The organism is Achromobacter sp. SD115, from assembly GCF_017355315.1.
GTDB classification, from domain to species: domain Bacteria; phylum Pseudomonadota; class Gammaproteobacteria; order Burkholderiales; family Burkholderiaceae_B; genus Achromobacter; species Achromobacter xylosoxidans_B.
This window is the reverse complement of the sequence record NZ_JADIJM010000036.1, coordinates 22,318-46,539: the sequence shown is the minus strand read 5'-3', so window position 1 is coordinate 46,539 and position 24,222 is coordinate 22,318. Positions and strand designations below refer to the sequence as shown.

The following is a 24,222-nucleotide window of genomic DNA, read 5'->3' as shown; positions in this document are numbered from 1 at the left end:
TTTCGGCTTTCTGGGCGTATTCGGCACCACCACGGTGACTCTGCTGCTCGGCGCGCTGGTGGTGGTGCTGATGGGCGTGCCCACGCGCGGCCGCTCGCTGGAGGAAATCGCCGCCGGAGGCGTGAAATGAGCGGTACTCGCGCGACTCACGCAGCCGTCATGCCAGCGCTGGACGTGCTGGCCCGCGCGCACGCCGAAGAGGCCCAGCCGCAGGCCGTTTTCGTGGCGGCGGACCGGGCGCTGGCCGCCACCATCGGCCATCGTCTGTTCACCATCCTGTCCTACGACCCGCGCACCGCCTTGGCCACGCGGCTCTACTCGAACCTGCCGGACGCCTATCCTGCCGGCGGCAGCAAGGCGCTGGACCCAGGACCTTGGACCGCGGCAGTGTTGGATCGGGGCGAGCCGTACATCGGCCGTACGTCCGCCGACCTGCAGGCGGTTTTCTCCGACCACGCGCTGATCGCATCGCTGGATTGCCAGAGCGTGCTCAACATGCCGATACGCTGGCGCGGCCGGACCGTGGGTTCGCTCAATCTGCTGCACGCGGCCCACTGGTACGGGCCGGACCAAGCGGCCGCGTGCAGGCCATACGCGCAACTGGTGCTGCCTGCGCTGTGCTGCGCCTGACGCTGCCGTGCGAACACATACTCAATCATCTTTTCCAAGCAATCATCATCCGAACCAGGGAACATCATGGAAAGCACTTTGTTCAAGAATGCCGCGCTGCTGGACCCGGCGCAGCCCGATCTATTGGGCGAGCACGATGTGCTGGTAGAAGACGGCCTGATCAAGGAAGTCTCGGACCGGCCCTTGTCGGCGGCAAAGGCGCGGGTCATCGACCTGAAGGGCAAGACCCTGATGCCAGGCCTGATCGATCTGCACGTGCATGTGATCGCAGTCCAGCTTAATCTGCCGCAGCAGATGGCCATGCCGAATGTGCTCGTGACATTCCGTTCCGCGCCCATCTTGCGCGACATGCTGCGGCGCGGCTTCACCACCGTGCGCGACGCGGGCGGCGCGGGTCATGCCTTCAAGCAGGCGGTGGAACAGGGCCTGGTGCAGGGGCCGCGCCTGTTCGTTTCCGGCCGGGCCTTGAGTCAGACGGGAGGCCACGGCGACGGGCGCGCGCGTAGCGATTTCATGCCTGGAGATTCGCCATGTCCGTGCTGCGTGCGGGTCGGGGCGCTGGCGCGCGTGGCGGACGGGGTGGACGAGGTGCGCCGCGCCGTGCGCCAGGAGCTGCAGATGGGCGCGGACCAGATCAAGATCATGGCATCGGGCGGGGTGGCTTCGCCGACCGACCCGGTGGGCGCCTGGGGCTATTCGGAAGACGAGATCCGGGCCATCGTGGCCGAGGCTCGAGCTCGCCAGACCTATGTGCTGGCCCACGCCTATACCGCGGACGCGATCGCGCGGGCCGTGGGCTGCGGCGTGCGCACCATTGAGCACGGCAATCTGGTCGATGCCGAGGCCGCGCGGCTGATGGCGGACCACGGCGCCTATGTGGTGCCAACGCTGGTGACCTACGAGGCGCTGGCCTCGGAAGGCGCCGATCTCGGCCTGCCGGCGGACAGCGTGGCCAAGATCGCGCAAGTGCGCAATGCCGGCTTGCGGTCGCTGGAAATCTATCGCGATGCGGGTGTCGCCATGGGTTTCGGCACGGATCTGCTAGGGCCGTCGCACCGCCTGCAGAGCGAGGAGTTCCGGCTGCGCGCGGAAGTACTGGGGCCGCAGGCGGTGATCGCCAGCGCCACGCTGGTGGGCGCGGAGGTGCTGGGAATGCAGGGCAAGCTGGGCTGCATCGCACCGGGTGCGATGGCCGACCTGCTGGTGGTGGACGGCAATCCGCTGCGCGATGTGTCCTGCCTGCTGGGTCAGGGCGAGAGCATTCCGCTGGTGATGCAGGGCGGCAAGGTGCAGTTCGACGAAATGGCTGCCTGAGGCGTTGCGTGCGCCGGTCTTCCGGCCTAGCGCGCAAACTTCAGCGACACGTCGACATGCGTGCCGCGATCCAGATCGGCTCCAGGGGGGAAAGTGGATTCCGGCAGGCCCAGCAATTCCTGTCCGGTGTCCCCGGCTTCTATTCGCCGTGCGATGTCGTCCAGCAGAAGCGTGCGCGTGGCAAAGCCGTGGCCTCGCAGGTTCCTCGCGTACAGCCGGTAAGTCAGGTTGGGCTCGGACCCTTTCATCACGCCCAGGTCGAGCACCGCGCCCTGTTCGTCACGCAGCAGCAAGCGTCCCGGCCGGGCGTAAATGCGGTAAATGCGCCAAGGCGATGAGATGGCTGCGCGCGAGGGTTGGAAATCCGTGTGCGCATTGTTTTTGCGTCCCCCGCTAGCCGGTGCCGAACTGTGGGGAAGAAACTTGACGCATGCATGGGCCAGGCGTGCGAAGGTTTTTTTTACTGCGCTCACGCGCTGCATGCCGGTTGAACTTTCATAGCCGTACTCCATTATGGCGATACGGCGAGGCGACGCGCGTTCAAAGCACCATTCGCGCAGCATACGCGTTGAATCCTTGACGGCGTGGGAAAAAGGCAAAGGCGTTACGTAATTGGGATGCTCGTTACGTATCAGCGGAAAATAGGCGGAAAGCCGGAAGTTAATGCTGCCGAAAATACCCGGAGTATCGGCCTATGTGTTAGCGGGGTGGTAATTGGAAACGCGCATTGACTTTCGCCGACCCTGCACCCATAGTGGGTTTGAAGCTTTTCGAGCATCGAGATTTTCGTCCGGTCTTGCTCCCTTTCCGGGGCGCTTCATTGTTCGCGGTCCTTTCCTTGACTGGCTCATCCACCGTCGCGGGCGCAGCCCCGCATTTAAAAGGAAGGACTCATGGAAACCGGCATAGTCAAATGGTTCAACGACGCCAAGGGCTTCGGCTTCATCATGCCCGAAAACGGCGGCAAGGATCTGTTCGCGCATTTCTCCGAAATCGTCAGCGACGGCCACAAGGTGCTGGTCGAGAATCAGCGCGTCAGTTATGTGACCGCGCAGGGCGCCAAAGGGCCTCACGCCACGCAGATCCGCGCTTTATGAGTAAAGGGCCGCAAGGCCCTTTTATCAAGTAGGGGGTTTCATGTTTCACAACAATATGGTCTACAAGGGCTATCGGCTGACAGCCAGCGTGTCGCGGATTTCAGTCGGAGGCTCTGGACGGCCTGCGTTTACCGCCACGGTGGCCGTGGAACTCGCGGGCAACCAGGACAAAACGGGCGTATCCCACGCCGTGCCTTTGTTTGCGTCGGGCGGCTTCGTTTCCAGTCCAGGCATGGCGGTGGACGCCGCGATCCATCATGGCCGTGTCGTCGTTGACGCGCACGCCCGGCCTGCGTGAGCCGCCAGCCGCGCCTCAGCCCTTCAGCCCGATGCGCCGCGCCAGCTTGTGCAGATTGCTGGCATCCACGCCCAGCGCGCGCGCGGCGTGGGCCCAGTTACCTTGATGCGCCTCCAGCGCGCGGCGGATGGCCTGCCGTTGGCAGGCATCGACCGCTTCCCGTAGCGTCTGGTCCGGCCCGACGGATGCGTCGGCATCGTCCTGCGGCGCCGCCACGGGCATGTCGCCATCGGACAAGTCCAGCAGCTTGGCGCCCAGCGTCACGATCTCGTTGCGTGTGGCGCCATGGCTGACGGCCTTGATGGCGGCGCGGCTGATGACGTGTTCCAGTTCGCGCACATTGCCGGGCCAGCGGTAGCGGCGCAGCATGTCCTCGGCTTCGGGCGATAACCTCAGGCTGCGCAGGCCCAGGCGCGCGCGGTTCAATTCCAGGTAGCGGCCAGCCAGCAGCAGCACGTCATTGCCGCGGTCGCGCAGCGGCGGAATGGGGATGGGATAGACGGACAGCCGGTGATACAGGTCGGCGCGGAAATCGCCCGCGCGCACCAGGTCGCGCAAGCTGCGGTTGGTGGCGGCCAGGATGCGCACGTCGACGCGGCGCGGGCGGTCGTCGCCCAGGCGCTGGATTTCGCCGTTCTGCAGCGTGCGCAGCAGCTTGGCCTGCACCAGCAGCGGCAGTTCGCCCACTTCGTCCAGGAACAGCGTGCCGCCGTTGGCGGCCTCGAAGCGGCCCGGCCGGTCCGCAACCGCGCCCGAGAAGGCGCCCTTGGCGTGGCCGAACAATTCGCTTTCGGCCAGCGATTCGGGCAGGGCGGCGCAGTTCACATGCACCAGCGGCTTGTCGCGGCGGCGTGACAGGCGGTGCACGCGATGCGCGAACAGTTCCTTGCCCACGCCGGTTTCCCCCAGCAGCAGGATAGGTAGTTCCGAGTCCGCCACCACCTGGATTTCATGCAGCAGGCGGCTGATGGCTTCGCTTTGCCCCAGGATCTCGTTGTTGTCGGCGACGGCGCTGTCGGCCGGTTCGGTGCCGCGCGCCACGCGCAGCGCCCGGATTTCCGCTTCCAGGCGAGTGGTGCGCAAGGCGGCTTCCAGCAGCACGATGTAATCGCGCAGATCGGACTGGGCCTCGGCGTCGAAGGTGCCCACTTCCAGCGCGTCCAGCGTCAGCACGCCCCAGGGCCGGCCCTCGATGTGCAGGCTGGTGCCCATGCAATCGTGCACCGGCAGCGGTTCGCCGGCCATGCCGTTGATCAGGCCATCATAGGGATCGGGCAGGGTGCTGTCGTGGTGAAAACAGGTGACGCCGCGCCGCGCCAGGATGGCCGCCAGCCGTGGATGCTGCTGTACGGCGAAACGGCGGCCCAGGGCGTCCTGCGTCAGGCCGTCCACCGCGATGGGGCGCAAGTGGTCTTCTTCCAGTTGCAGCAGGGCCACGGCGCCGCAGCGGAAGTGGGTGCGCAGGCTGGACACCAGCCGCTGCAGGCGGACTGCGGGAGGGAGATCGGCGACCAGATCGGCAAGCAGCAGGTTTTGCATGGGTGAATTTTACCGTCCTGGGGTGGTTTGAACCGTGGTTTTCCAGGGTCATATTCACCCTTTAATTTGCAATTCATTGATAAATAGCAAGTTTTTCCTGGCACGGTTTTCGCTCTATCTCCAGTACCCGTCACGAACTATGGAGAGACGCGATGAGCATGGTTGAGCAATCCCTGGGGCAATTGGCCCGCAGCATCCCTGGCGCCACGCAGGTGTTTCATGAATACCAGCTGGATTTCTGCTGTGGCGGCAAGAAGAGCCTGGCCGAGGCGGCGGCCCAGCGTTCGCTGGACGCGGCGCAGATCGAGGCGCGCCTGATGGAACTGGCGCGCACCCCGTCGCAGGAAACGGATTGGGTCCTGGCTACGCCGGCCGAACTGGTGGACCACATCCTGGCGCGCTACCACGAGGTGCATCGCCAGCAACTGCCCGAATTGATCCGGCTGGCGCTGAAGGTGGAGCAGGTGCACGCCGACAGCCCCGACTGCCCGACCGGCCTGGCCGACCACCTGCGCGTGATGCAGCAGGAGCTGGAAAGCCATATGCAGAAGGAGGAGCAGGTGCTCTTTCCGATGCTGGCCCGCGGCCATGGCGCCATGGCGACCATGCCCATCATGGTCATGCGCACGGAACATGACGACCATGGCGTGGCGCTGGAACGGCTGCTGGCGCTGACCAACGACATCACGCTGCCGCGCGCCGCCTGCAATACCTGGCGGGCGCTGTACCTGGGCCTGCGCACCTTCAAGGAAGACTTGATGGCGCACATCCACCTGGAAAACAACATCCTGTTCGAGAACGCGGCCAATCCCGCGGCGCACGCGCGCAATTGAACGGGGCTGCGGACCGGTTCCGCAGCAAACCGCGGGCGGGGCGCCGGCCCCGCCGCTTCCGTACGGAAATCCGGGCATGAACATCGATAAATTCAAGCAGCAACACGTGGACATCCTGCAGGGCATTGCGTCCCTGCGCCGGTTGGCGCATGCGGGCGTGGCCCGCAACGCGGCCGAAATCGCGCGCGGCATTGTGTCCATGAGTGCCACGATCAAGCTGCACCTGGCGGTCGAGGACCGGGCGCTGTATCCGGCGCTGGCGCGCAGCGACGATACTGATCTGGCACAGGCGGGCCGCGCATTCCAGGAGGAAATGGACGCGATCGCACGCAGCTACGAGGCATTCGCGCGCCGTTGGAACAATGCCGGCAGCCTGGAGCTGGACGAGGCCGGCTTCCGGGCTGACGCCAATACGGTGCTGCGCCGCGTCCATGAACGCATGCAGCGCGAGAATCGCGATCTCTATCCGCGCATCGAGGCGCTGTAGCGGCTAGCGGCGTTCCGGCGGAATACCGTCCAGGCTGCGCCGCAGCGCTTCGTGCGCAGCCAGGTCGACCGGGCGGTGCTTGCGCTCCGCGCTGGCCGGGTACTTGCCCAGGAAGTTCCCGCCCTTGCGGTCGCTGGCGGGACGGACCGGGCGGGGCGTGAAGCCGCCGCCGCAATTGGGGCAGACGTTGCCCAGCAGCCCCTCGGCGCAAGCGGCGCAGAAGGTGCATTCAAAGCTGCATATCCGGGCGGCGCCGGAGTCTGGCGGCAGCGCCGTATCGCAGTGTTCGCAACTGGGTCGCAAGGCAAGCATATGGGCTCCTGGGGCAAGAGACGGGTCCAGGCGCCAGGGTAGGCCGGGACGTCCGGCGGCGCCATCGGGGTTACGGACAGAAAAGAAGTGAAAACGGCCAGGCGCACAGCGTTTGGCGGACGGTGGCCGCCTGTACACTCGAAAATCCTTTTGAGGCACAGGGGATACTTGATGGCCGGAAGCAGCTTCTTCGCACTGTTCGACGATATCGCGACCATATTGGACGACGTGTCCGTGATGACCAAGGTGGCGGCCAAGAAGACGGCCGGGGTGCTGGGCGACGATCTGGCGCTCAACGCCCAGCAGGTCAGCGGCGTGCCGGTCAACCGGGAACTGCCCGTCGTCTGGGCGGTGGCCAAGGGCTCCTTCATCAACAAGCTGATCCTGGTGCCGGCGGCGCTGCTGATCAGCGTGTTCGCGCCCTGGGCGGTGACCCCCTTGCTGATGCTGGGGGGCGCATTCCTTTGCTATGAGGGCGTCGAGAAGCTGGCGCATAAGTTCCTGCCGCACGGCGATTCGGACGAGGGCAATCACGCGGCGCGCGCCGAAGCCCTGCAGGACGCGTCGGTGGACATGGTGGCCTTCGAGCGCGACAAAATCAAAGGCGCGATACGCACGGACTTCATCCTGTCGGCGGAAATCATCGTCATCAGCATGGAAGCGGTAGCTGACGCGGATTTCACCCGCCAGGTGCTGGTGCTGTCGATCATCGCCATCGCGATGACGGTCGGGGTCTACGGCTTGGTGGCCGGCATCGTCAAGCTGGACGACCTGGGCCTCTACCTCAGCCAGAAGTCTTCCCAGGCCACGGCCTGGCTGGGCCGGCGCATCGTGGGCGCGGCGCCCTATCTGATGAAGACGCTTTCGGTGGTGGGCACCGCCGCCATGTTCATGGTGGGCGGCGCCATCCTGACCCACGGCATCCCGCCCGTGCAGGCCGCCGTCGACCAGGCCGCCGCCGCGGTGGGCGGGGGCGGGGTGGTGCAGGCGCTGACGGCCACGCTGCTCAACGCCTTGTTCGGCATCGCGGCCGGAGCCGTGGTGCTGGGAGTGGTCAGCCTGGCCAAGCGGCTGTTCAAGAAGGGCTGAAGCGAGGAAAGGTTGAAACGCGCAGGCGCCGTCCCGCAGAGCGGGCCGTGACTGCGCCATCCAGGGAGCGCCGAGGCGCTCTTTTTTACGCCCCTAGGGAATCCCCTGCCTTGTTGCGCCGGAATACGTGCGCCTAAAATTGGCGCCAATTTATGTGATCATTATTTCGACCACCGGCATAAACCATGCGTCCGCCCGCGCGGCCATGGAAACGAGGAAACCATGCAGTCCAACGCAGCACTCGCCATCCAGCCCGACGCCGCCCGCGCGCGGGCCATGTACGACCTGGGCCACAGCACCGTCTTTGCCGCCCGCTCCGACCCGCGCTTTTCCTATTGCACCTATGTGCCGCCGCACATCGACAGTGCCAGGCATCCGATGCAGCTGGTGGTGATCATGCACGGCACCGGCCGCGCCTTCGTGGAATACCGCGACGCGTTCGCGGAGTTCGCCCGCTGGAACGACTGCATCGTGCTGTGCCCGCTGTTCCCCGTGAGCCCGCTGGGCGACGGCAACCGCGACGGCTTCAAGCAATTGCGCGAAGGCGACATCCGCTATGACGAGATCCTGCTCGACATGGTGGCGGAAGTGGGCGAGAAGTTCGGCTGCGATTTCTCGCGCTTCGGCTTGTTCGGCTACTCGGGCGGCGGCCAGTTCGTGAACCGTTACGCCTACCTGCACCCGGAAAGCCTGTGGGCGGTGTCGATCGGCGCGCCGGGCTCGGTCACGCTGCTGGATCCCAGCCAGGATTGGTGGGTGGGCGTGCGCGACGCGGAGGCCCGTTTCGGCAAACGCATCGACATCGAAGCGCTCAAGCAGGTGGCGGTGCACATGATCGTGGGCAAGGCCGACCTGGAAACCTGGGAAATCACCCATCGCGAAGGCGGGAAGTTCTTCATGCCCGGCGCCAATTCCGCAGGCAACACGCGCCCTGAGCGTCTTGAGTCGCTGCGCCGCTCGTTCGAAGCCCAGGGCGTGAACGCGGTGCTGGACGTGGTGGAAAACGTGCCGCACGACGGCCTGAAATGCGTGGGTCAGGTGCAGGACTTCCTGGCCGCCGCCTTGCGCAAGCTGCGACATGAAGGCAACTGAGACCGGCGGACGCGGCGCTTGCGGGCATCCGCGGGTCCGCGCCGGGGAATAGGAGAGGGGCATGCTGCGTTTCGCGCTATCCCGTATCGTCATGGCCATACCGACACTGCTGATCGTGGCGGTGGCGGTGTTCGTGATGATCCGGCTCATCCCGGGCGATCCCGCCCAACTGCTGCTGGGCGACCTGGCGACGCCGGCGGCGCTGGCCGACCTGCGGGCGCGGCTGGGGCTGGACCAGACCTGGCTGACCCAGTTCGGCATCTGGTTCGGCAATATGCTGCACGGCGACCTGGGTTCGTCCATCAATACCGGCCAGCCGGTGTTGCCGCTGGTGTGGGACCGTTTCCTGATCAGCGGCCGCGTGGTGCTGGTGGCGGTGTTGTTCGCCGCGCTGGTGGCGGTGCCGGCCGGCATGATCGCCGCCTGGAAACAGAACAAGGCGCCCGACCTGTTCCTGGTGGGCGCGGCCACGCTGCTGGTGTCCATTCCGACCTTCTGGCTGGGCCTGCTGCTGCTGATCTTCTTCGGCCTCAAGCTGCAATGGCTGCCGGTGGTGGGCTATGTCTCCATCGGCGAGGACTGGAAGGCCGGCCTGCTGTACCTGGCCATGCCCATCCTGACCCTGTTCCTGCATGAGATCGGCGTGCTGATGCGCATGGCGCGGGCCAGCACGCTGGAAGTGCTGCGGCTGGACTACATCACCCATGCGCGCGCCAAGGGCCTGTCGGAATCCGCGGTGCTGATGCGCCATGCGTTCCGCAATGCTTTCGGTCCGACCTGGACGCTGATCGGCCTGGTGCTGGGCAATCTGCTGGGCGGCATTGCGGTGGTGGAGACCGTGTTCACCATTCCCGGGCTGGGACGCGTGCTGGTGGACTCTATCTTCGCCCGCGATTACCCCGTGATCCAGGGCTGTCTGTTGTTCGTGGGCGTGGTCTACGTGATCGTGAACCTGTTCATCGACCTTTGCTATCCCCTCTTTGACCCGAGAGTGACCGCCGAATGAAAAAGCGAATTGCAGCCAACGCGCTACTGGGCGGCGTTATCGTGGCGTTGATGATAGTGGCGGCCGTCATGGGCGCCTTCTGGACGCCGCATGACCCGCTCAAGATCAACTTCGTGGCGCGGCTCAAGCCGCCGGGCGGCGAGTTCCTGCTGGGCACGGACGAGTTCGGGCGCGACGAGCTGTCGCGCCTGCTGGCCGGCGCGTCCAGCAGCGTCTGGATCAGCCTGCTGACGGTGACCTTCGCCATCGTCGCGGGCACTATTATCGGCACGCTCACGGGCTTTGTGCGGGGCTGGACCGACCGCATCATCATGGCCTTCAACAATGCGCTGCTGGCATTCCCGGGGCTGCTGCTGGCCTTGGGCCTGCTGGCGGTGGTGGGCGCCAACAAGTACGGCATCATCCTGGCGCTGGGTCTGGCTTACACGCCTTCGGTGACGCGTATCGTGCGCGGCACGGTGCTGTCGCTGCGCGAGAAGGAGTTCATCGAATCCTCGCGTGTGCTGGGCAATTCCGAGCTCTACACCATGTTCCGCCACGTGCTGCCGAATTGCGTGGCGCCGCTGACGGTGCTGGCGACCTCCATGTTCGGCTGGGTCATCCTGGCGGAAAGCGCGCTGTCCTTCCTGGGCCTGGGCGTGCCGCCTCCCGCGCCCACCTGGGGCAATATGCTGGCCGCCGCCCGGCCGTTCATGGCGCAGGCTTCCTATCTTTCCATTCTTCCCGGCCTGGCCATCGCGCTCGCGCTGCTGGGGATCAATCTGCTGGGCGACGCGGTGCGAGACCGTTTCGATCCCCGCATGAGGGGCGTGCAATGAGCGCATTGGTATCGGTATCGAATCTGTCGCTGACCGTCGGCCACGGCGGCCGCGAGATCGTCAGCGGGGTGTCCTTCGAGGTGGCTCCTGGCGAGATGGTCGGCATCGTCGGCGAATCCGGTAGCGGCAAGACGCAGGCCGCCCGCGCCATCATGGGCCTGACGCCATCGCCGCTGGTGGTGGCGGGCGGCTCCATCAAGTTCGAAGGCGTCGAAGTGACTCAGGCCTCGCCGGCTGAGCTGCGCAAGCTGCGCGGCGCGCGCATCGGCATGGTGTTCCAGGAGCCGATGACGTCGCTGAATCCGTCCATGCCCATCGGCCGGCAACTGGACGAGGGCTTGAAGCTGCACCGCAAGGACCTGTCCACGGCGGCGCGCCGCGAACGCATCCTTGAAATGCTGCGCCGGGTTGGCATCCGCGACCCCAAGGGTGCGATGGAAGCTTGGCCGCACGAGTTCTCCGGCGGCATGCGCCAGCGCATGATGCTGGCCTCCGTGATGTTGCTGGAGCCGGCGCTGCTGATCGCCGACGAGCCCACCACGGCGCTGGACGCGGTGGTGCAGCGCGACGTGCTGGAACTGATGGTGGACCTGACGCGCGAACACCATACCGCGGTGCTGATGATCAGCCACGACCTGCCGATGGTGGCGCGCTATACCGAACGCATGGTGGTGATGCAGCACGGCAAGGTGCTGGAAACCGGCGCCACGGCCGCCATCCTGGAACGGCCGCAGCATCCCTACACGCGCAAGCTGCTGGACGCCATGCCGCGCCGGCTGCCGGCGCGGCAGCTGGGCAAGGAGGCGCCGATCGTCGAAGTCAAGAACCTGGTGGTGGACTACGCCGGGCATCAGCGGCTGTTTTCGCGCACGGGCGCCAAGCGCGCGCTCAATGGCATCGACCTGCACGTCAAGCCGCGCGAGGTGGTGGCGGTGGTGGGCGGTTCGGGCTCGGGCAAGACCACGCTGGGCCGGGCCATTGCTGGATTGCTGGCGCCCACCTCGGGCCAGATCCTGTTCCGCGGCCAGCCCGTGAACCGCCGCTCGGCCTCCTGGCGCGACTACCGGCTGAATTGCCAGATGGTGTTCCAGGATCCGTATTCCTCGCTGGACCCGCGCATGACCATCGGCCAGCTGGTGGGCGAGGGCCTGCGCATGCTGGATGACATGCCCGCGCCAGACAAGCGCCGCCGGGTGGACGAGGTGCTGGCCGAAGTGGGCCTGGGCTCCGAATACGCCAAGCGCTATCCCCACGAAATGTCGGGCGGGCAGCGCCAGCGCGTGGCGATCGCCCGCGCCATCGTGCGCCGTCCGGCCTTCGTCATTGCCGACGAACCGGTATCCGCGCTGGACGTGACCGTGCGCGCGCAGGTGCTGGACCTGTTCGCCGACCTGCAGGAGCGCCACGGCTTTTCCTGCCTGTTCATCAGCCATGACCTGGGCGTGGTGGAGCAGGTGGCCGACCGCGTGGTGGTGATGCGCGACGGCGGCATCGTCGAGCAGGGCTCGCGCGACGCCGTGTTCGACCAGCCGCAGGAGGAATACACCCGCAGCCTGCTGTCGGCGATTCCGGCGCTGGAATCCACCGAAACCGGCGGCGTGCGGCTGCGTTGGCGGCTGGACCAGCAGCAGCCGTTGCGGGCCAGCGCCTGAGGGGTGGGTTTCCCAGGGGGCGCTGGCGCCGTCCCCCGGGATACTTACGCATAAAATACGCGCTTCGGATTTGATAGACGGGAGTGGTCCATGCCGAAAGCGGCAACGGCGCAGCCCGGCCTGGTTGATCGCATCGCCCACGATATTCAGGCGGGTGTGTACGGTCCCGGCGCCTGGCTGAAACAGATCGACCTGCAGGAACGCTACGACGCCAAGCGTCTGGACGTCCGGCGGGCGCTAGACCAATTGGCCGCCAAGCGGCTGATCGCGCACATCCCGAACCGGGGCTATCACGTCTATGCGATGGACCCGGACCAGCACCTGCAGATCCGCGACATCCGCATCCTGCTGGAAACGGGCGCGGCGGCGGACCTGATGCCCAACGTCACGGCGGCCAAGGTGCGGGCCTTGCGCACCCTGGCCGAACGCTTCGCCAAGCTGCTGCAGGATGGCACGCTGCTGGAGCAGTACGAGGTCAACCTGGCTTTTCATGCGGGCATGTATGACATGTGCCGCAACCGGGAATTGACCGCGCTGATCCAGGAAACCCGGGCCCGCGGCCCCGCGGCGCCGGCCAAGGAATGGGTGACGCGCTCGCGCATCGAGATTTCCGCGCGCGAGCACTTCGACATGGTCGACGCGCTGGAAGCGCGCGACGTCAAGCGCTTGCAGAAAATCATTGCCCAGCACGTGGGGCAGGACATCTCCTGAGACGTTTTCCGCGACTCGCGCTACGCACATGCGGCGGCCTCTTGAAACAGGGCCGCCGCTTTTTCATTCTGGCGGCGCTTTCAGGGATACCCCCGATAGCGGCGTGGCGCATTCCGCCCATAATGAGCAGCTAATTTTGGCGCCAATATATGCGTGAATTTTGCGCCGCACGCCGGGGAGTCTTTGCATGCACCACGTTTTCGTACCCAGAGCGCTCGCGCTCAGCCTGGCGCTGGCCGCCGCCGGTTCGGCCCAGGCCGCGCTGCTCACCATTGCCCAGCCGGCCGACATCCGCTCGACCAACCCCGGCGTCAACCGCGACAACACCACCGACGGCGTGGTGCTGAACATCGTGGAAGGTCTGGTCGGCTACCGCGAAAACGGCACCGTGGGTCCCTTGCTGGCCAAATCCGTGGATCTGTCGGAAGACGGCCTGACTTATACCTTCAAGCTGCGCGACGGCGTCAAGTTCCACAACGGCGCTACGCTGACCTCGGCCGACGTGATCTGGAACTGGCAGCGCTACATGGATCCCAAGACGGATTGGCGCTGCCGCAGCGACTTCGACGGGCGCAACGGCCTGAAGGTGACGGACGTCTCCGCGCCCGACGCGCAGACCGTGGTGATGAAGGTGGACCGCAAGTCGGCCGTGTTCCTGGATTCGCTGGCCCGCACCGATTGCGGCATGACGGCCATCATTTCCAAGGATTCGGTGGCGGCCGACGGTTCCTGGGTCAAGCCGGTGGGTACCGGCCCCTACATGTTCAAGGACTGGAAGCGCGGCGAATACACCTTGCTGTCCGCCTTCAAGGATTACACCTCGCCTGGGGGCGACAAGCCGGACGGCTACGTCGGCTCCAAGCGCCCGCTGGTGGAGGAAGTGAAGTTCCTGGTGGTTCCCGATCCTTCGACCTCGAAGGCCGGCCTGCTGTCGGGCGCCATCGACGCCGCGCAGATCACCAACACCGACGTGGGCGAACTGAAAAGCGCGAAGAACCTGGCGGTGTTCAGCCCGCATGACGCCGTCAAGCATGTGCTGCTGTTCCAGACCGAGGATCCGGTGCTGAAGAACGTCAAGATCCGCCAGGCCATCGCGGCGTCGCTGGACATACCGCAGGTCGTGGCCGCAGCCTCGGAGGGCCTGGGGCAGCTGAACAACTCCGCCGTCTACGCGGGTTCGGCCTATTACAAGGATGCGGAAAAACGCGGCTACAAATACGATCCGGCGCGGGCGCAGCAATTGCTGAAGGAAGCCGGCTACAAGGGCGAGCCCGTGGTCATCTACGCCAACAAGCGCGCCCACGTGCCCAGCTACCAGGTGGCGGTGATCGCGCAGGCCATGATGCAGTCCGTGGGCATCAACGCCAAGATCGAGGTGCTGGAATGGGCCACGCAGCTGGACCGCTACAACACCGGCAAGTACCAGATCAGTTCGTTCTCGTTCTCGTCGCGCCTGGATCCCTCGCTGAGCTTCGAGCAGTTCTCGGGCGACAAGGCCAAGCAGCCGCGCAAGGTCTGGGACGATCCCGCGGCGCAGAAGCTGATCGATGAGAGCTTCCTGGAATCCGATCCGGCCAAGCGCCAGGCGTTGTTCGACCAACTGCATGCCCTGATGCTGGAACAGACGCCGATGCTCATGCTGTACAACGGCGCCGACGCCTGGGCTTCCAGCAAACGCGTGGAGGGATTCTCGGTCTGGGAAGGCAAGCCGCGGGCCTGGGAGACCAAGGTCCGGGACGGCAAGTAAGGCTATTGCCCGCAAGGGGGAGCGATTTCGGCCCTGAGCGTGAACTCAGGGCCGATGTCATGCGGACGGCCCGCGCGGATTTGGATTCAGCGGGGACTGCCCTCAGTCGAGCTTGACGCCCGCCTGCTTGATTACGGCGGCCCAATCCCGGACTTCGGCGCCCAGGAATGCGCTCAGTTCGGCCTGCGTGGACGGGGCCAGGATCAGGCCCTCGTCGGCGAAGCGCTTGCGCAGCTCGGCGTTGGTAAGCACTTTCTCCAACGCGGGTTGCAGGCGCTGCACCACTTCCGCGGGCACGCCCGCAGGCGCCATCAGGCTGTACCAGGTGGTGGCTTCCAGCCCCTTCACCCCCTGCGAGGTCGCAGTCGTGACTTCAGGCAGGGCAGGCGACTTTTCCTTGCCCGTCACCGCGGCGGCGCCGACCCGGCCGCCCTTGTATTGCGGCAGCATTTCCACTACCTGCGTCACGCCCATGCTCAATTCGCCCGAGGCCACTGCCAGCAGCACCGGAGCGCTGCCCTTGTAGGGTACGTGCACCAGCTTGCCGCCCGTGGCCAGGTTCAAGACTTCGCCCGTCAGGTGGGTGATGCTGCCCGCGCCGGACGAGCCGAAGGTCAGCTTGCCCGGATCCTTGTTCGCCAGGGCGATCAGTTCAGGCAGGTTCTTCGCCTGTAGGCCGGGATTGACCGCGAACACCAGCGGGCTCTTGCCCACCAGCGTGATGGGCGTGAAATCCTTTACCGGGTCGTAGTTCAGGTTCGGATACAGGCTGGGCGCGATCGCCAGCGTCGACACATTGCCCAGCAGCAGCGTGTAGCCGTCCGGCTCCGCGCGCGCCACCGCATTGGTGCCGATGGTGCCGCCCGCGCCGGCGCGGTTTTCCACGATGACCTGCTTGCCCAGCGTGTCGTTCAGCTGCTGCGACAGCGCGCGCGCCAGGGTGTCGGCCGCGCCGCCGGGCGGGAAGGGTACGACGATGCGGATGGGCTTGCTGGGATAGGCCTCGGCCTGCGCGGCCGGGCTCAGGCCCAGCGCAAGCAACCCGGCCAGGGCCGTGGCCAGCAGGCCGCGGCGATTGATTTTCTGGTACTTCGACATGCTGCTCTCCTGATGAGAAAACGGGGGCGATGCAGAAAACGAATCAGCGCGCGGTGCCTTGGGCGGCCGGATGGTGTGCATGCCAGTGGCGCGCGATGTCGGCGCGGCGGCAGACCCAGACGTCGCCATGCGCCGCCACGTGGTCCAGGAAGCGCGCCAGGCCTGCCGCGCGTCCGGGCTGGCCGACCAGCCGCAGATGCAGTCCCACGGACATCATCTTGGGAGCCGTGGCGCCTTCCTCGTACAGCATGTCGAAAGCGTCGCGCAGGTACTCGAACAGGTCCTGCCCCGTGGCCATGCCGCCGCGGATGAACTTGGCGTCGTTGTTGGCCAGGCCGTAAGGCACCAGCAGGTGGGGCTTGCCGCCGACCTGGGTCCAGTAGGGCAGCTCGTCGTTGTAGGTATCGGAGTCGTAGAGGAAGCCGCCTTCCTCGGCCAGCAGGGCGCGGGTGTTCAGGCTGGGGCCGTAGCGGCAATACCAGCCCAGCGGCCGCGAGCCCACCGTGCGGGTAATCGATTCCACCGTGCGGCGGATGCGCTCGCGTTCTTGTTCCAGCGTCAGGTTCTGGTGCCGTTCCCAGCGCCAGCCGTGCGCGCACACGTCATAGCCCGCCGCCTTGATGGCCTCGCAGACTTCAGGATTGCGCTCCAGCGCCAGGCCGCAGCCCAATATCGTGGCCGCCATGCCGCGCTCCTGCAGCAGGCGGTGCACGCGCCAGAAGCCGATCCGGCTGCCGTATTCGAACATCGACTCGGCCGCCAGGTCGCGCCCCGCGAAGCCACCCGCGCCGCCCTCGGTCAGCCCGGTTTCGGATTCAGCGTCGCCGTCCGGCACCGAAGGTTCGCCGCCTTCCTCGTAGTTGATGCAGAGGTTCAGCGCCAGGCGCGCGCCGCCCGGCCATTTGGGATCGGGCGGATTGGCGCCGTAGCCGACAAAGTTGCGGCGCAAGTGCGGATGATCGGTAGTCATAGCGGGGCTAGCCATCGGTGAGGAATCAATCGGAAAGCGAAACCAGGGCGTGCGGAGCCGGCGCCTGCCAGAACTCGTCGTCATCGCCGCGGCCGGTCTGGCCCATCAGGACCAGGAACTCCGCCGGCCCCTGCAACACGGTCAGGCCGTGATGCCAGGCGCCCACGCGGTAGCACACACCCTGGCTGCCGGTCGCGAGAAACGCTTCCAGCCGCGCCATGTCGGGCAGATCGTCGGCCCCGGCAGGCGCCACTACCACCAGATAGGGCGAATCCGTCAACGGCACGAAACTCTGCGCCGCGTAGCGATGGCGTTCCATCAACCGGATCTCGATCGGTCCCGCCGGCGCTGCCTGCACCCGGCTGACCCAGCTTGCGTGCCGCACGACCTCGGGTCCATGCCGCATCGGCTCGGTCAGGTAGTGGCGCCGCTCCGCGCCCTGGTGCGCAATCACCTCGCCATACGGCGCGAACGCCTCGGGCGTGAGCGGCCGCGGGCGGATCATGCGCTGCGAACCACTCATGTCACGCGCCATGGCTCAGATACCCCAGCGAATTCACATAGCTGCGCCGCACGTTCTCCAGATGCGCCGCCATCGCCTGCCGCGCTTGGGCCGACTCGCCCGACAACAGCGCCTGCACGATCGCCAGATGCTCTTCGCGCGCCTGCACCTGCCGCTGCGGCAGACGCTCCACATCGCACATCCGCACCTGCCGCCGCGCCGCCGTGATCATGGTCGCCAGATTCCGGTTGCCGCAATACGCCGCCACCAGATCGTGCAGGGCGTTATCGACCTCCCAATCCGACTTCTCATCCGCCGTCTTCGCATCCAGCAAGGCCTGCAGCCGCGTCCGCAGCCCCTCCAGCGGCTCAGCCGGAATCCGCCCGACCGCCATCGCCGCCGCCTCGCTCTCCAGCAGGCTGCGGATCTGCAGCAGTTCCAGCAAATCCGTCACGCCAAACGAGCGCACCACGATGGACCCGTTGGACAGCCGCTCCAGCATCCCTTCGCCCAGCAGCCGGTTCATGGCCGCGCGCAAGGGCGTGCGCGACACCTCCAGCTCATCCGCCAGCCGCCTTTCCTCCAACACTTCCCCCGCCGGAATCCGGCGCGAAACGATCTGGTCCAGCAAGGTTTGATAGGTGCGTTGTGTAGCGTTCATGTGTGTTGCAGCGTAAGAAAAAGGCGCGGACGACAGAGACTCCCAATTGCCGTCCCGCGCAATGGATGAGAAGGTACCCCACTGGTATCCCAAAGAGATACCAGTAGTATCCCTAATGGTTATTGCCAGTTGGCCGGCGCTAGCCCAGGGGGGCGACGGAGTCGAAAAGCGGGGTATGTGAAGAAGAGGCGCCCAAGGTAGCGAGCGGCCGCGCGTGAATGCGCGAGGGGAAACGCAAAAGGAAATCCGAGGGAAGTACTAGGACCAGACAGGGAAACGACGAACGCGGAACGACGAAGAACGGGAGAAAGACAGAATCAACCCCCGCGCGCAAGCGCAGATCATCACGACGCCCCACCACCACGTAAGCTGCTTGCGGCCGCCTGCGCGGCCGCAAGCAGCGGGCCCCGCAAACCTCTCCACTACCCACGGGTCTGACGGCGCGACAAGCCAAGATGAAGGCAGCCCGGCGGCGTGGGCCCTGAGGCTACGAGCAACCTCGATGCGCCCGAGGGAATCGGAAGGAGCCGCCGCAGGCGGTGACGACGATGACGACGGGGCAGTCCGGAGCGAAGGCTCCGGACCGCAATCGTGGGCGCGAGCAGCCTCAGGGCCCGCGCCGCCGGGCGACCTACGAAGACAACACCGGCACCGCCAAAACCAACAAAGCCAACAAAGACAACCTCAAGGCGCGACCCGCTCCACCTCCCATGCCCGCGGCTTCTTAACCGCCCAAGGCTGATACCCCCTGATATCCGCCCGATAAGCCCCAATATCCAACCCGTTATACAAAGGAATACTAGGCACATCCGCCAGGAACAGCTTATGCAGCTGATCAAACGAAGCCTGCCGCTTCGCATGATCCGTGTCCGCCGACGCCGCCTCGATCAGCTTCAGCGCCTCCGGGTTGTCCCAGACCTTGCGCGGCTGCTTCGCCTTATCCCCCGTCACCATCTCGTAATTCAGCGCCGCATCCAGCCGCGCTGAATACGGGAACGTCATCATCTGGTAAGTGCCCGCGTTATAGCGGTCCAGCTGCGTCGCCCATTCCACCACCGACAACTGCGCATTGATGCCAACCGCTTGCAGCATCGCCTGGATGATGACCGCGGAGTTATACGACTGCGGATAGCGCTTGGTCGTCAGGATCGCAAGTTCCTGCCCCTTGTATCCAGCTTCCTTCAGCAGCTTCTGCGAATGGGCCGGATCGTAATTCCAGCCCTGCTTCTGCGCCGCGTCATGGTATGGCGACACCAGCGGCACGATCGAATTGTTCGGCTGAGCCAAACCTTCCGTCACCGCCGCCGCCAACTGCTGGTAATCGATCGCGTGCGCCAAAGCCTGACGCATCTTGGGATTGGCCAGCACCGGATCCTTGGTCTGCATCAGCAGCGCCGTCATGCTCATCACCGGCGCGTGCGCCACCTTGACGTTGGGCGTGCCTTGCAGCACCGGCACGTCGCTATTGGACACGTCTTCAATGATGTCGATGTTGCCCCGCTGCAAGGCCGCCTTGGCGGTGGAATCGTCCGGCACGATCAGGAAACGCACCTCGTCCACCAGCGGCCGCTTCGACCCCGTGTAGCCGTCGCGCTTGCCATCCAGGTTCGAATAGCCCGCGAACTTGGTCAGGCGTACGTACTCGCCGCGCTTCCATTCCGCCAGCTCGAACGGACCGGTGCCGATGGGCTTGTCCCAAGTGCCGTCCGCGCGCACCGAATCCTTGGACAGGATGCCGGTGCCGCCGCAGTCGGCGCGCGCCAGTGTCGCCAGGAACAGGCTGCTGGGCTTTTCGATGTGGTAGACCACCGTCTGCGCGTCTGGCGCTTCCACGCCCGTGACCTTGACCGTGCCGCGTCCGTCGAATTCGCTGGCGCAGCGCCAGCCCGAATTGGCCGCGGTGTAGTGCTGCCAGCTCCACAGCACGTCGGCCGAGGTCATGGGCTTGCCGTTATGGAACTTGATGCCTTCGCGCAGCTTGAAGGTATAGGTCTTGCCGTCCGGGCTGATGTCCACCGACTTGGCCAGCAGCGGGCGGACCTCGGCGTCCTCGCCATAGGCCACCAGCCCCTCGACGATGTGCAGCACCACCGCGTCGCTATTGCTGTCTCGGTTCACGCCGGGTTCGGTGGAGCGGATGTCGGCCGTGAGCGAGATGCGCAGCGGCGGGGCGGATTGCGCCCAGGCCACGCCGGCCACGGCGCCCAGCGCCAGCGCAACCGCGGCGCTCAATAGATTTTTATTCATCGATACGTCTTCCTGGGGTTGCGCGGGCGCGCCGCGTCAGGCGGCAGCCAGCAGTTCGGGTTCGGCGCTCAGGCTGTAGCGGGTGAAGCTGCGGTTCAGCGCCGGCAGCGGCGCGACTTCCATCAGGCCGGCCTCGGGCTCCATGATCACCATCGCCACCGTGGCCGACAGGTTGTCGTGGCTGCCGGGGCGCGGCGGACGGCAGACGGAATAGGGCGCGCCGAAGTCGTCGAACAGCGCGCGCTTGAGGTCTTCGCGCGTCAGCTTGGACTGCTCGTTCAGCAGCCGGCGCACGCGCCAATCGCGATAGGCGCTTTCCGGCGTGCTGGCGCGGCCGGTGTCGCGCAGCTTGGTCAGGGCCACGTCGCTGACCCAGTGGTTGGCGTGGACGATCAGGTCGTCGCTGCCCGGGTAGATGGGGAAGGCTTCGTCGGTGGTGCACTCGTAGTCCACCCCGAAGCCCGCGGCCATGCCGATCATGATGTTGTTGGAGCAGGACTTGGGCGTGGTCGCCACGGCCTTGATCGCCAGCGCGAAGTGTTCCTGTTCCAGCACCTTGCGGCGGATCAGCGACAGCGGCACGCCCAGCTGGCGGAAGTCGCGGTCGGATTCCAGGTAGTTGGCGGTGATCGAAACGCCGGCGCTGTTCAGGCCGCTGCGCGCCAGGCCGCCGGCCTCTACGAAGGTCAGGATGTCGGGGCCGTTGTCGTTGCGCACGCGCAGCACGATGGCGGTCTCGGCGCATTCCGCGCGCCAGTCCCAGTTCTGCCCATGGATCAGACGGCCATTGGCCGAACGCGTCGGCAGGATCAGCGCGCCGGTGCAGCCGTCGCCCGGCTCCAGTTCGGCGGCCTTCTTCTTTTCGGCGCGGGCCTTGGCGATGACTTCGGTGCGCGCGTTCACCATCACGATATCTTCGAAAGGTACGTCGGCGCCTGCCGCAATGCCGCGCATTTCTTCCAGGTAATGCGGCGCGAAGTTCTCGATCTCGCGGGCGAAGCCGTTGATCAGCTGGGTGCGCGCCATGGCGTCATAGCCCAGGTCGACCAGGGTCTGGCCGTACATCTTGGCGCTCTTGCGCACGCGATCAGCGGCTTGCTGGCCGTAGGAGCGGCCACGGGCTTCGGGCGCGCCCGAAACCGATACGAAGGGAAATTGGGTGATCTGGGTCATGGACATAGGGCGGCGCGCCGCGCCGCAATCTGGGGTGGGAATTGGATGGCGAAAAAATGTTAGCTTATTTTGGCGCCAATATTGCTCAGGGTTTACCAGTGCAAGGACGCCATGGGCGTCCTGCGTTCAGCGCGTATGGGGGGAGGCGGCGGCCAGGTCGGCGCAGGTCTTGAAGCTTGCGCCCGCGGCGCGGAAGCGCTCCAGCAGTTGCTCGACTTTCAGCAGCCTTGCCGCGCGGCCGACGCCGTTGTCGGCGCGCGGGTGCAGGGTCAGGCAGGCATAGCCTTCGGCCGCAAGCAGCGCGTCGCCCTGTTCCACCCAGTGCGCATAGGCCCGGTCCTGCGTCACGCGGCGGCTGAAATGGGTGGCGTCGCACAGGCCTTCGCTCCAGGGCAGCTCCACCATGCCAGGCCCGCCGTCCGCGTCCAGCATGTAGGGGGCGTCGTCGTCGATCGCGCTGCTGTCGTAGCGGTAGCCGAGCTGGTGCAAGAGCGGCACGGTGTTGGCGGTGAACCCGCTGGCGTAGCGGAAGCCTTGCGGCACCGAGCCGGTCAGTGCGGCCAGCCGGTCTCGGGCCCGTTCCAGCACTTCGCCTTCGCGCTCGCCCAGCGCCGGCAGGTCTTCGTAGGCATTGCCCTGCGAGGCCGCTTCGTGGCCGTCGCGCAGGCTTTGCTCCAGCAGGCCGCGGCAGCGTTCGGCTTCGAACACTGGCCAGAACAGCGTGGCGTGGATGCCCTGGCGGCGCAACATGTCCAGCACGCGCGCCAGGCCGCCGCCATAGGTGTAGCGGCCATGCGCATCGCGGCCGTGCAGCGAGGCTTCGGGCTGGGTCGCGGCTTCGGGGCCGATGCCCTGCACGTTGATGGTGACCAGCAAGGTTTTGACGGCGCTCATGCGCTTCTCCAGACGTCGGGGCGGGCAAGGCAGTGGCGCGCCAACGCTGCCAGCGTCATCACGTGCACATCGGGCTGGGCGGCCAGATAGGCCAGGAACCGGTCCAGCGCCGCGGCGCGGGCCGGCGTGCCCGAACCGCCGGCGGCCTTGGGATGCACGGTCAGGTGCACATAGCCTTCGGCCTGGCGCAGCGCCTCGAACTCCTGCACCCAGTTGTCGTAGGCTTCCGCCGCGAGGCTGTGGCCCGAGAAATAAAAGGGGTAGTCGTCCAGCGACACCGTGTTGTTGGGCAGCATGATGAAGTCCGCCGCGTCCGCCGGCAGGTAGGGGCGGTCCTGGTCCTTCTCGCTGGCGTCGTAGCAATAGCCCAGCCGCCGCAGCGCGGGCAGGGTGCGGTGGCTTTTGCGGCCCGAGGGCGAGCACCAACCCACCGGCGTCACGCCCAGCTCGCGCTGGATGATGCGGTGGGTCTGCTCCAGCAGCGCGGGCTCGTCCTCGCCCAGGTCCCAGGCTTCATGCAGATAGCCATGCGCGGCGATCTCGTGGCCTGCTTGCAGGATGTCGTGGAAGGTGGCCGGGTAGCGCTCGACGTCGTAGCCGCAGGCGAAGAAGGTGGCGGGCATGCCATGGCGCGCCAGGATCTCCAGGTGCCGCGGCACGCCGCGGCGGATGGCATAGCGGCCCGCGGTATGGGGACCGGCCGGGAACTGCTTGCGGCCGACCTCGACGGCGGGGCCGTCCACGTGGACGGTGACGCACACCACCGCGCGCACCGGTACTGCGCCCGCGGCGCGCAGGCCCTGCGCGCGCAGCTCGCGGTCCAGCGGCAGCCAGGGATTGGAGCGGGCGTCCAGCGGGACGCCATAAGGTATCCGTTGCATCAGGTGGCCTTGATGTTGGCGGTCTTGATCAGCGTGCGCCATTTCTCGCTTTCGGTGGCGACGAAGCGGCTCAACTCCTGCGGCGTGCTGCCGTGCAGTTCCAGCCCGTTCTGCGTCAGTTGCTCCATGGCCGGCTGCTTGAGCGCGGTTTGCACGGCGCCGTTCAGTGTCTGGATGATGGCGGCGGACGTGCCCGCGGGCGCGAACACGCCGTTCCAGCCTATGGCCTGATAGCCCGGAAAGCCCGACTCCGCCACGGTGGGCACGTCGGGCAGGGCCTGCGCGCGCTGCGCCGAGGTCACCGCCAGTGGGCGCGATTTGCCGCCCCGGATGAATTGCTGCTGGTTGATCACCACGTCCATCAGGATGGGGAACTGCCCACCCAGGAAGTCGTTGACGGCTGCCGCGGCGCCCTTGTACGGCACGCCGGGCAGGTCCAGTCCGGCGGTGGCCTTGAGCAACTCCATGGCCAGATGCGCGGAGCTGCCGTTCTGCGTGATGCCATAGAAATACTTGCCCGGATTGGCTTTGATCAGGGCGACCAGCTCTTGCAGCGTGCGCGCAGGAAACGACGGGTGCACCACCAGCACGTTGTTGTAGTAGCAGACCATGGACACCGGTTCGAAGTCCTTGACCGGGTCGTAGCCGATGTTCTCGTACAGACTCTGGTTCACCGTGTGGGTGCCGGTGGACCCCAGGGCGATGGTGTAGCCGTCGGGCGCGGAGCGCGCGGCCTGCTGGGTGCCGATGTTGCCGGCGGCGCCGCCCTTGTTGATGACGACCACGCTTTGCTTGAGCGCCACGCCTATGCCCTGGGCCAGCGGGCGGGCCACCAGGTCGGTGCCGCCGCCGGCCGGGAAGGGCACGATGAACTGGAGGGCGCGTTCGGCCGGATAGCCGGCCGCCCAGGCGCGGCCGGGCCGGGCCAATGCCGCGCCGGCCAAGGTGGCGGCCGAAGCCCCCAGGAAATGCCGGCGGCTGATTCCGCCCTTGGTGCCGCAAGACTGCTTCATGGATATTCCCCTTGTGTTTTCCGCTGGCGCAGAAGCGTGTTGGTGCCGTCCTGCGCCTTGCTTGAATATCATTATTCGATAAAAAATAATTCAATCCAATTAGTTTTTATCTATAAATGATAAAAAATAGAAAAACGATAGGTTGAATCTTGGCTCGT

General features: G+C 66.1%; 25 protein-coding genes. 13 read left to right on the top strand and 12 right to left on the bottom strand.

The annotated features are described in order from the left end of the window. The first annotated feature begins 126 nt into the window (after window positions 1-126). Together IPU70_RS31135 and IPU70_RS31130 are read left to right on the top strand one after the other, a co-directional pair. Window positions 127-630: a GAF domain-containing protein gene (locus IPU70_RS31135; protein ID WP_242702777.1), complete on the top strand. Its 504-nt coding sequence runs from the start codon at window positions 127-129 to the stop codon at window positions 628-630. Window positions 631-696: 66 nt separating this feature from the next. Further along, a complete protein-coding gene (locus IPU70_RS31130) occupies window positions 697-1,944 on the top strand; it encodes an amidohydrolase family protein (RefSeq protein WP_207473340.1) in 1,248 nt (415 codons plus the stop codon). Between the two features lie 26 nt (window positions 1,945-1,970). Here IPU70_RS31130 and IPU70_RS31125 read toward each other — a convergent pair whose 3' ends face one another. Then, window positions 1,971-2,417, bottom strand: coding sequence for a hypothetical protein (locus IPU70_RS31125; protein ID WP_207473353.1), 447 nt, complete (start codon window positions 2,415-2,417; stop codon window positions 1,971-1,973). A gap of 420 nt (window positions 2,418-2,837) precedes the next feature. Between IPU70_RS31125 and IPU70_RS31120 the strand changes: the two genes are divergently transcribed. Then, entirely contained in the window at window positions 2,838-3,041 is a 204-nt protein-coding gene (locus tag IPU70_RS31120) for a cold-shock protein (protein ID WP_006217928.1), read from the top strand. Window positions 3,042-3,081: 40 nt separating this feature from the next. Then, a complete protein-coding gene (locus IPU70_RS31115; RefSeq protein WP_013392096.1) occupies window positions 3,082-3,339 on the top strand; it encodes a hypothetical protein in 258 nt (85 codons plus the stop codon). A 15-nt stretch (window positions 3,340-3,354) separates the two neighbouring features. Here IPU70_RS31115 and norR read toward each other — a convergent pair whose 3' ends face one another. Next, a complete protein-coding gene (gene norR / locus IPU70_RS31110; RefSeq protein WP_207473338.1) occupies window positions 3,355-4,878 on the bottom strand; it encodes a nitric oxide reductase transcriptional regulator NorR in 1,524 nt (507 codons plus the stop codon). 152 nt (window positions 4,879-5,030) lie between these two features. On the opposite strand from norR, the gene ytfE reads away from it, so the two are divergent. Together ytfE and IPU70_RS31100 are read left to right on the top strand one after the other, a co-directional pair. Next, on the top strand, window positions 5,031-5,711 hold the full coding sequence (gene ytfE / locus IPU70_RS31105; RefSeq protein WP_207473336.1) for an iron-sulfur cluster repair protein YtfE: 681 nt from the start codon (window positions 5,031-5,033) through the stop codon (window positions 5,709-5,711). Window positions 5,712-5,787: 76 nt separating this feature from the next. Next, on the top strand, window positions 5,788-6,198 hold the full coding sequence (locus IPU70_RS31100) for a hemerythrin domain-containing protein (RefSeq protein WP_207473334.1): 411 nt from the start codon (window positions 5,788-5,790) through the stop codon (window positions 6,196-6,198). 3 nt (window positions 6,199-6,201) lie between these two features. Here IPU70_RS31100 and IPU70_RS31095 read toward each other — a convergent pair whose 3' ends face one another. Then, window positions 6,202-6,510: a DUF1272 domain-containing protein gene (locus tag IPU70_RS31095; protein WP_207473331.1), complete on the bottom strand. Its 309-nt coding sequence runs from the start codon at window positions 6,508-6,510 to the stop codon at window positions 6,202-6,204. A 171-nt stretch (window positions 6,511-6,681) separates the two neighbouring features. Here IPU70_RS31095 and IPU70_RS31090 point away from each other — a divergent pair, with 171 nt between their 5' ends. From IPU70_RS31090 to IPU70_RS31060, 7 genes are all read left to right on the top strand, one after another. Next, window positions 6,682-7,599 (top strand): DUF808 domain-containing protein, encoded by a 918-nt coding sequence (locus IPU70_RS31090; RefSeq protein WP_207473329.1) that lies wholly within the window; start codon window positions 6,682-6,684, stop codon window positions 7,597-7,599. Window positions 7,600-7,821: 222 nt separating this feature from the next. After that, complete coding sequence (locus IPU70_RS31085) at window positions 7,822-8,691, top strand: hydrolase (RefSeq protein ID WP_013392102.1); 870 nt, start codon at window positions 7,822-7,824, stop codon at window positions 8,689-8,691. Window positions 8,692-8,752: 61 nt separating this feature from the next. After that, the gene (locus IPU70_RS31080; RefSeq protein WP_207473327.1) at window positions 8,753-9,697 is read left to right on the top strand and encodes an ABC transporter permease; all 945 of its coding nucleotides are present in this window, start codon (window positions 8,753-8,755) and stop codon (window positions 9,695-9,697) included. Then, window positions 9,694-10,515: an ABC transporter permease gene (locus IPU70_RS31075; RefSeq protein ID WP_207473325.1), complete on the top strand. Its 822-nt coding sequence runs from the start codon at window positions 9,694-9,696 to the stop codon at window positions 10,513-10,515. Before IPU70_RS31080 ends, IPU70_RS31075 begins: the two co-directional genes overlap by 4 nt. Further along, window positions 10,512-12,167, top strand: a complete 1,656-nt coding sequence (locus IPU70_RS31070; RefSeq protein WP_207473316.1) for an ABC transporter ATP-binding protein — start codon at window positions 10,512-10,514, stop codon at window positions 12,165-12,167. Before IPU70_RS31075 ends, IPU70_RS31070 begins: the two co-directional genes overlap by 4 nt. A gap of 90 nt (window positions 12,168-12,257) precedes the next feature. Continuing rightward, window positions 12,258-12,878, top strand: coding sequence for a GntR family transcriptional regulator (locus tag IPU70_RS31065; protein ID WP_088138933.1), 621 nt, complete (start codon window positions 12,258-12,260; stop codon window positions 12,876-12,878). 187 nt (window positions 12,879-13,065) lie between these two features. Continuing rightward, window positions 13,066-14,625, top strand: a complete 1,560-nt coding sequence (locus IPU70_RS31060) for an ABC transporter substrate-binding protein (protein ID WP_207473315.1) — start codon at window positions 13,066-13,068, stop codon at window positions 14,623-14,625. A gap of 102 nt (window positions 14,626-14,727) precedes the next feature. On the opposite strand, the gene IPU70_RS31055 is transcribed toward IPU70_RS31060, so the two are convergent. From IPU70_RS31055 to IPU70_RS31015, 9 genes are all read right to left on the bottom strand, one after another. Then, complete coding sequence (locus tag IPU70_RS31055) at window positions 14,728-15,723, bottom strand: tripartite tricarboxylate transporter substrate binding protein (RefSeq protein WP_207473313.1); 996 nt, start codon at window positions 15,721-15,723, stop codon at window positions 14,728-14,730. A gap of 43 nt (window positions 15,724-15,766) precedes the next feature. Next, window positions 15,767-16,693: an allantoinase PuuE gene (locus IPU70_RS31050; RefSeq protein WP_207473311.1), complete on the bottom strand. Its 927-nt coding sequence runs from the start codon at window positions 16,691-16,693 to the stop codon at window positions 15,767-15,769. Window positions 16,694-16,718: 25 nt separating this feature from the next. Continuing rightward, on the bottom strand, window positions 16,719-17,216 hold the full coding sequence (locus IPU70_RS31045) for an ureidoglycolate lyase (protein WP_242702776.1): 498 nt from the start codon (window positions 17,214-17,216) through the stop codon (window positions 16,719-16,721). A 1-nt stretch (window position 17,217) separates the two neighbouring features. Continuing rightward, window positions 17,218-17,856 (bottom strand): GntR family transcriptional regulator, encoded by a 639-nt coding sequence (locus IPU70_RS31040; protein WP_207473309.1) that lies wholly within the window; start codon window positions 17,854-17,856, stop codon window positions 17,218-17,220. Window positions 17,857-18,540: 684 nt separating this feature from the next. Beyond that, window positions 18,541-20,103, bottom strand: a complete 1,563-nt coding sequence (locus tag IPU70_RS31035; RefSeq protein WP_207473307.1) for an ABC transporter substrate-binding protein — start codon at window positions 20,101-20,103, stop codon at window positions 18,541-18,543. Window positions 20,104-20,139: 36 nt separating this feature from the next. Next, entirely contained in the window at window positions 20,140-21,276 is a 1,137-nt protein-coding gene (locus IPU70_RS31030) for a C45 family peptidase (protein ID WP_041655186.1), read from the bottom strand. Between the two features lie 126 nt (window positions 21,277-21,402). Further along, the gene (locus tag IPU70_RS31025; RefSeq protein ID WP_207473305.1) at window positions 21,403-22,170 is read right to left on the bottom strand and encodes a polysaccharide deacetylase family protein; all 768 of its coding nucleotides are present in this window, start codon (window positions 22,168-22,170) and stop codon (window positions 21,403-21,405) included. Further along, a complete protein-coding gene (locus IPU70_RS31020; RefSeq protein ID WP_207473296.1) occupies window positions 22,167-23,051 on the bottom strand; it encodes a polysaccharide deacetylase family protein in 885 nt (294 codons plus the stop codon). Before IPU70_RS31020 ends, IPU70_RS31025 begins: the two co-directional genes overlap by 4 nt. After that, window positions 23,051-24,064 (bottom strand): tripartite tricarboxylate transporter substrate binding protein, encoded by a 1,014-nt coding sequence (locus tag IPU70_RS31015; protein WP_207473288.1) that lies wholly within the window; start codon window positions 24,062-24,064, stop codon window positions 23,051-23,053. Before IPU70_RS31015 ends, IPU70_RS31020 begins: the two co-directional genes overlap by 1 nt. Between the last annotated feature and the right edge of the window lie 158 nt (window positions 24,065-24,222).

What these genes read in the sequence shown, in the direction of transcription:
- IPU70_RS31135 (WP_242702777.1), top strand. Translation starts at nt 127, where the DNA reads ATGAGCGGTACTCGCGCGACTCACGCAGCCGTCATGCCAGCGCTGGAC.
- IPU70_RS31130 (WP_207473340.1), top strand. Translation starts at nt 697, where the DNA reads ATGGAAAGCACTTTGTTCAAGAATGCCGCGCTGCTGGACCCGGCGCAG.
- IPU70_RS31120 (WP_006217928.1), top strand. Translation starts at nt 2,838, where the DNA reads ATGGAAACCGGCATAGTCAAATGGTTCAACGACGCCAAGGGCTTCGGC.
- IPU70_RS31115 (WP_013392096.1), top strand. Translation starts at nt 3,082, where the DNA reads ATGTTTCACAACAATATGGTCTACAAGGGCTATCGGCTGACAGCCAGC.
- norR (WP_207473338.1), bottom strand. Translation starts at nt 4,878, where the DNA reads ATGCAAAACCTGCTGCTTGCCGATCTGGTCGCCGATCTCCCTCCCGCA.
- ytfE (WP_207473336.1), top strand. Translation starts at nt 5,031, where the DNA reads ATGAGCATGGTTGAGCAATCCCTGGGGCAATTGGCCCGCAGCATCCCT.
- IPU70_RS31100 (WP_207473334.1), top strand. Translation starts at nt 5,788, where the DNA reads ATGAACATCGATAAATTCAAGCAGCAACACGTGGACATCCTGCAGGGC.
- IPU70_RS31095 (WP_207473331.1), bottom strand. Translation starts at nt 6,510, where the DNA reads ATGCTTGCCTTGCGACCCAGTTGCGAACACTGCGATACGGCGCTGCCG.
- IPU70_RS31090 (WP_207473329.1), top strand. Translation starts at nt 6,682, where the DNA reads ATGGCCGGAAGCAGCTTCTTCGCACTGTTCGACGATATCGCGACCATA.
- IPU70_RS31085 (WP_013392102.1), top strand. Translation starts at nt 7,822, where the DNA reads ATGCAGTCCAACGCAGCACTCGCCATCCAGCCCGACGCCGCCCGCGCG.
- IPU70_RS31080 (WP_207473327.1), top strand. Translation starts at nt 8,753, where the DNA reads ATGCTGCGTTTCGCGCTATCCCGTATCGTCATGGCCATACCGACACTG.
- IPU70_RS31075 (WP_207473325.1), top strand. Translation starts at nt 9,694, where the DNA reads ATGAAAAAGCGAATTGCAGCCAACGCGCTACTGGGCGGCGTTATCGTG.
- IPU70_RS31070 (WP_207473316.1), top strand. Translation starts at nt 10,512, where the DNA reads ATGAGCGCATTGGTATCGGTATCGAATCTGTCGCTGACCGTCGGCCAC.
- IPU70_RS31065 (WP_088138933.1), top strand. Translation starts at nt 12,258, where the DNA reads ATGCCGAAAGCGGCAACGGCGCAGCCCGGCCTGGTTGATCGCATCGCC.
- IPU70_RS31060 (WP_207473315.1), top strand. Translation starts at nt 13,066, where the DNA reads ATGCACCACGTTTTCGTACCCAGAGCGCTCGCGCTCAGCCTGGCGCTG.
- IPU70_RS31055 (WP_207473313.1), bottom strand. Translation starts at nt 15,723, where the DNA reads ATGTCGAAGTACCAGAAAATCAATCGCCGCGGCCTGCTGGCCACGGCC.
- IPU70_RS31050 (WP_207473311.1), bottom strand. Translation starts at nt 16,693, where the DNA reads ATGACTACCGATCATCCGCACTTGCGCCGCAACTTTGTCGGCTACGGC.
- IPU70_RS31045 (WP_242702776.1), bottom strand. Translation starts at nt 17,216, where the DNA reads ATGAGTGGTTCGCAGCGCATGATCCGCCCGCGGCCGCTCACGCCCGAG.
- IPU70_RS31040 (WP_207473309.1), bottom strand. Translation starts at nt 17,856, where the DNA reads ATGAACGCTACACAACGCACCTATCAAACCTTGCTGGACCAGATCGTT.
- IPU70_RS31035 (WP_207473307.1), bottom strand. Translation starts at nt 20,103, where the DNA reads ATGAATAAAAATCTATTGAGCGCCGCGGTTGCGCTGGCGCTGGGCGCC.
- IPU70_RS31030 (WP_041655186.1), bottom strand. Translation starts at nt 21,276, where the DNA reads ATGACCCAGATCACCCAATTTCCCTTCGTATCGGTTTCGGGCGCGCCC.
- IPU70_RS31025 (WP_207473305.1), bottom strand. Translation starts at nt 22,170, where the DNA reads ATGAGCGCCGTCAAAACCTTGCTGGTCACCATCAACGTGCAGGGCATC.
- IPU70_RS31020 (WP_207473296.1), bottom strand. Translation starts at nt 23,051, where the DNA reads ATGCAACGGATACCTTATGGCGTCCCGCTGGACGCCCGCTCCAATCCC.
- IPU70_RS31015 (WP_207473288.1), bottom strand. Translation starts at nt 24,064, where the DNA reads ATGAAGCAGTCTTGCGGCACCAAGGGCGGAATCAGCCGCCGGCATTTC.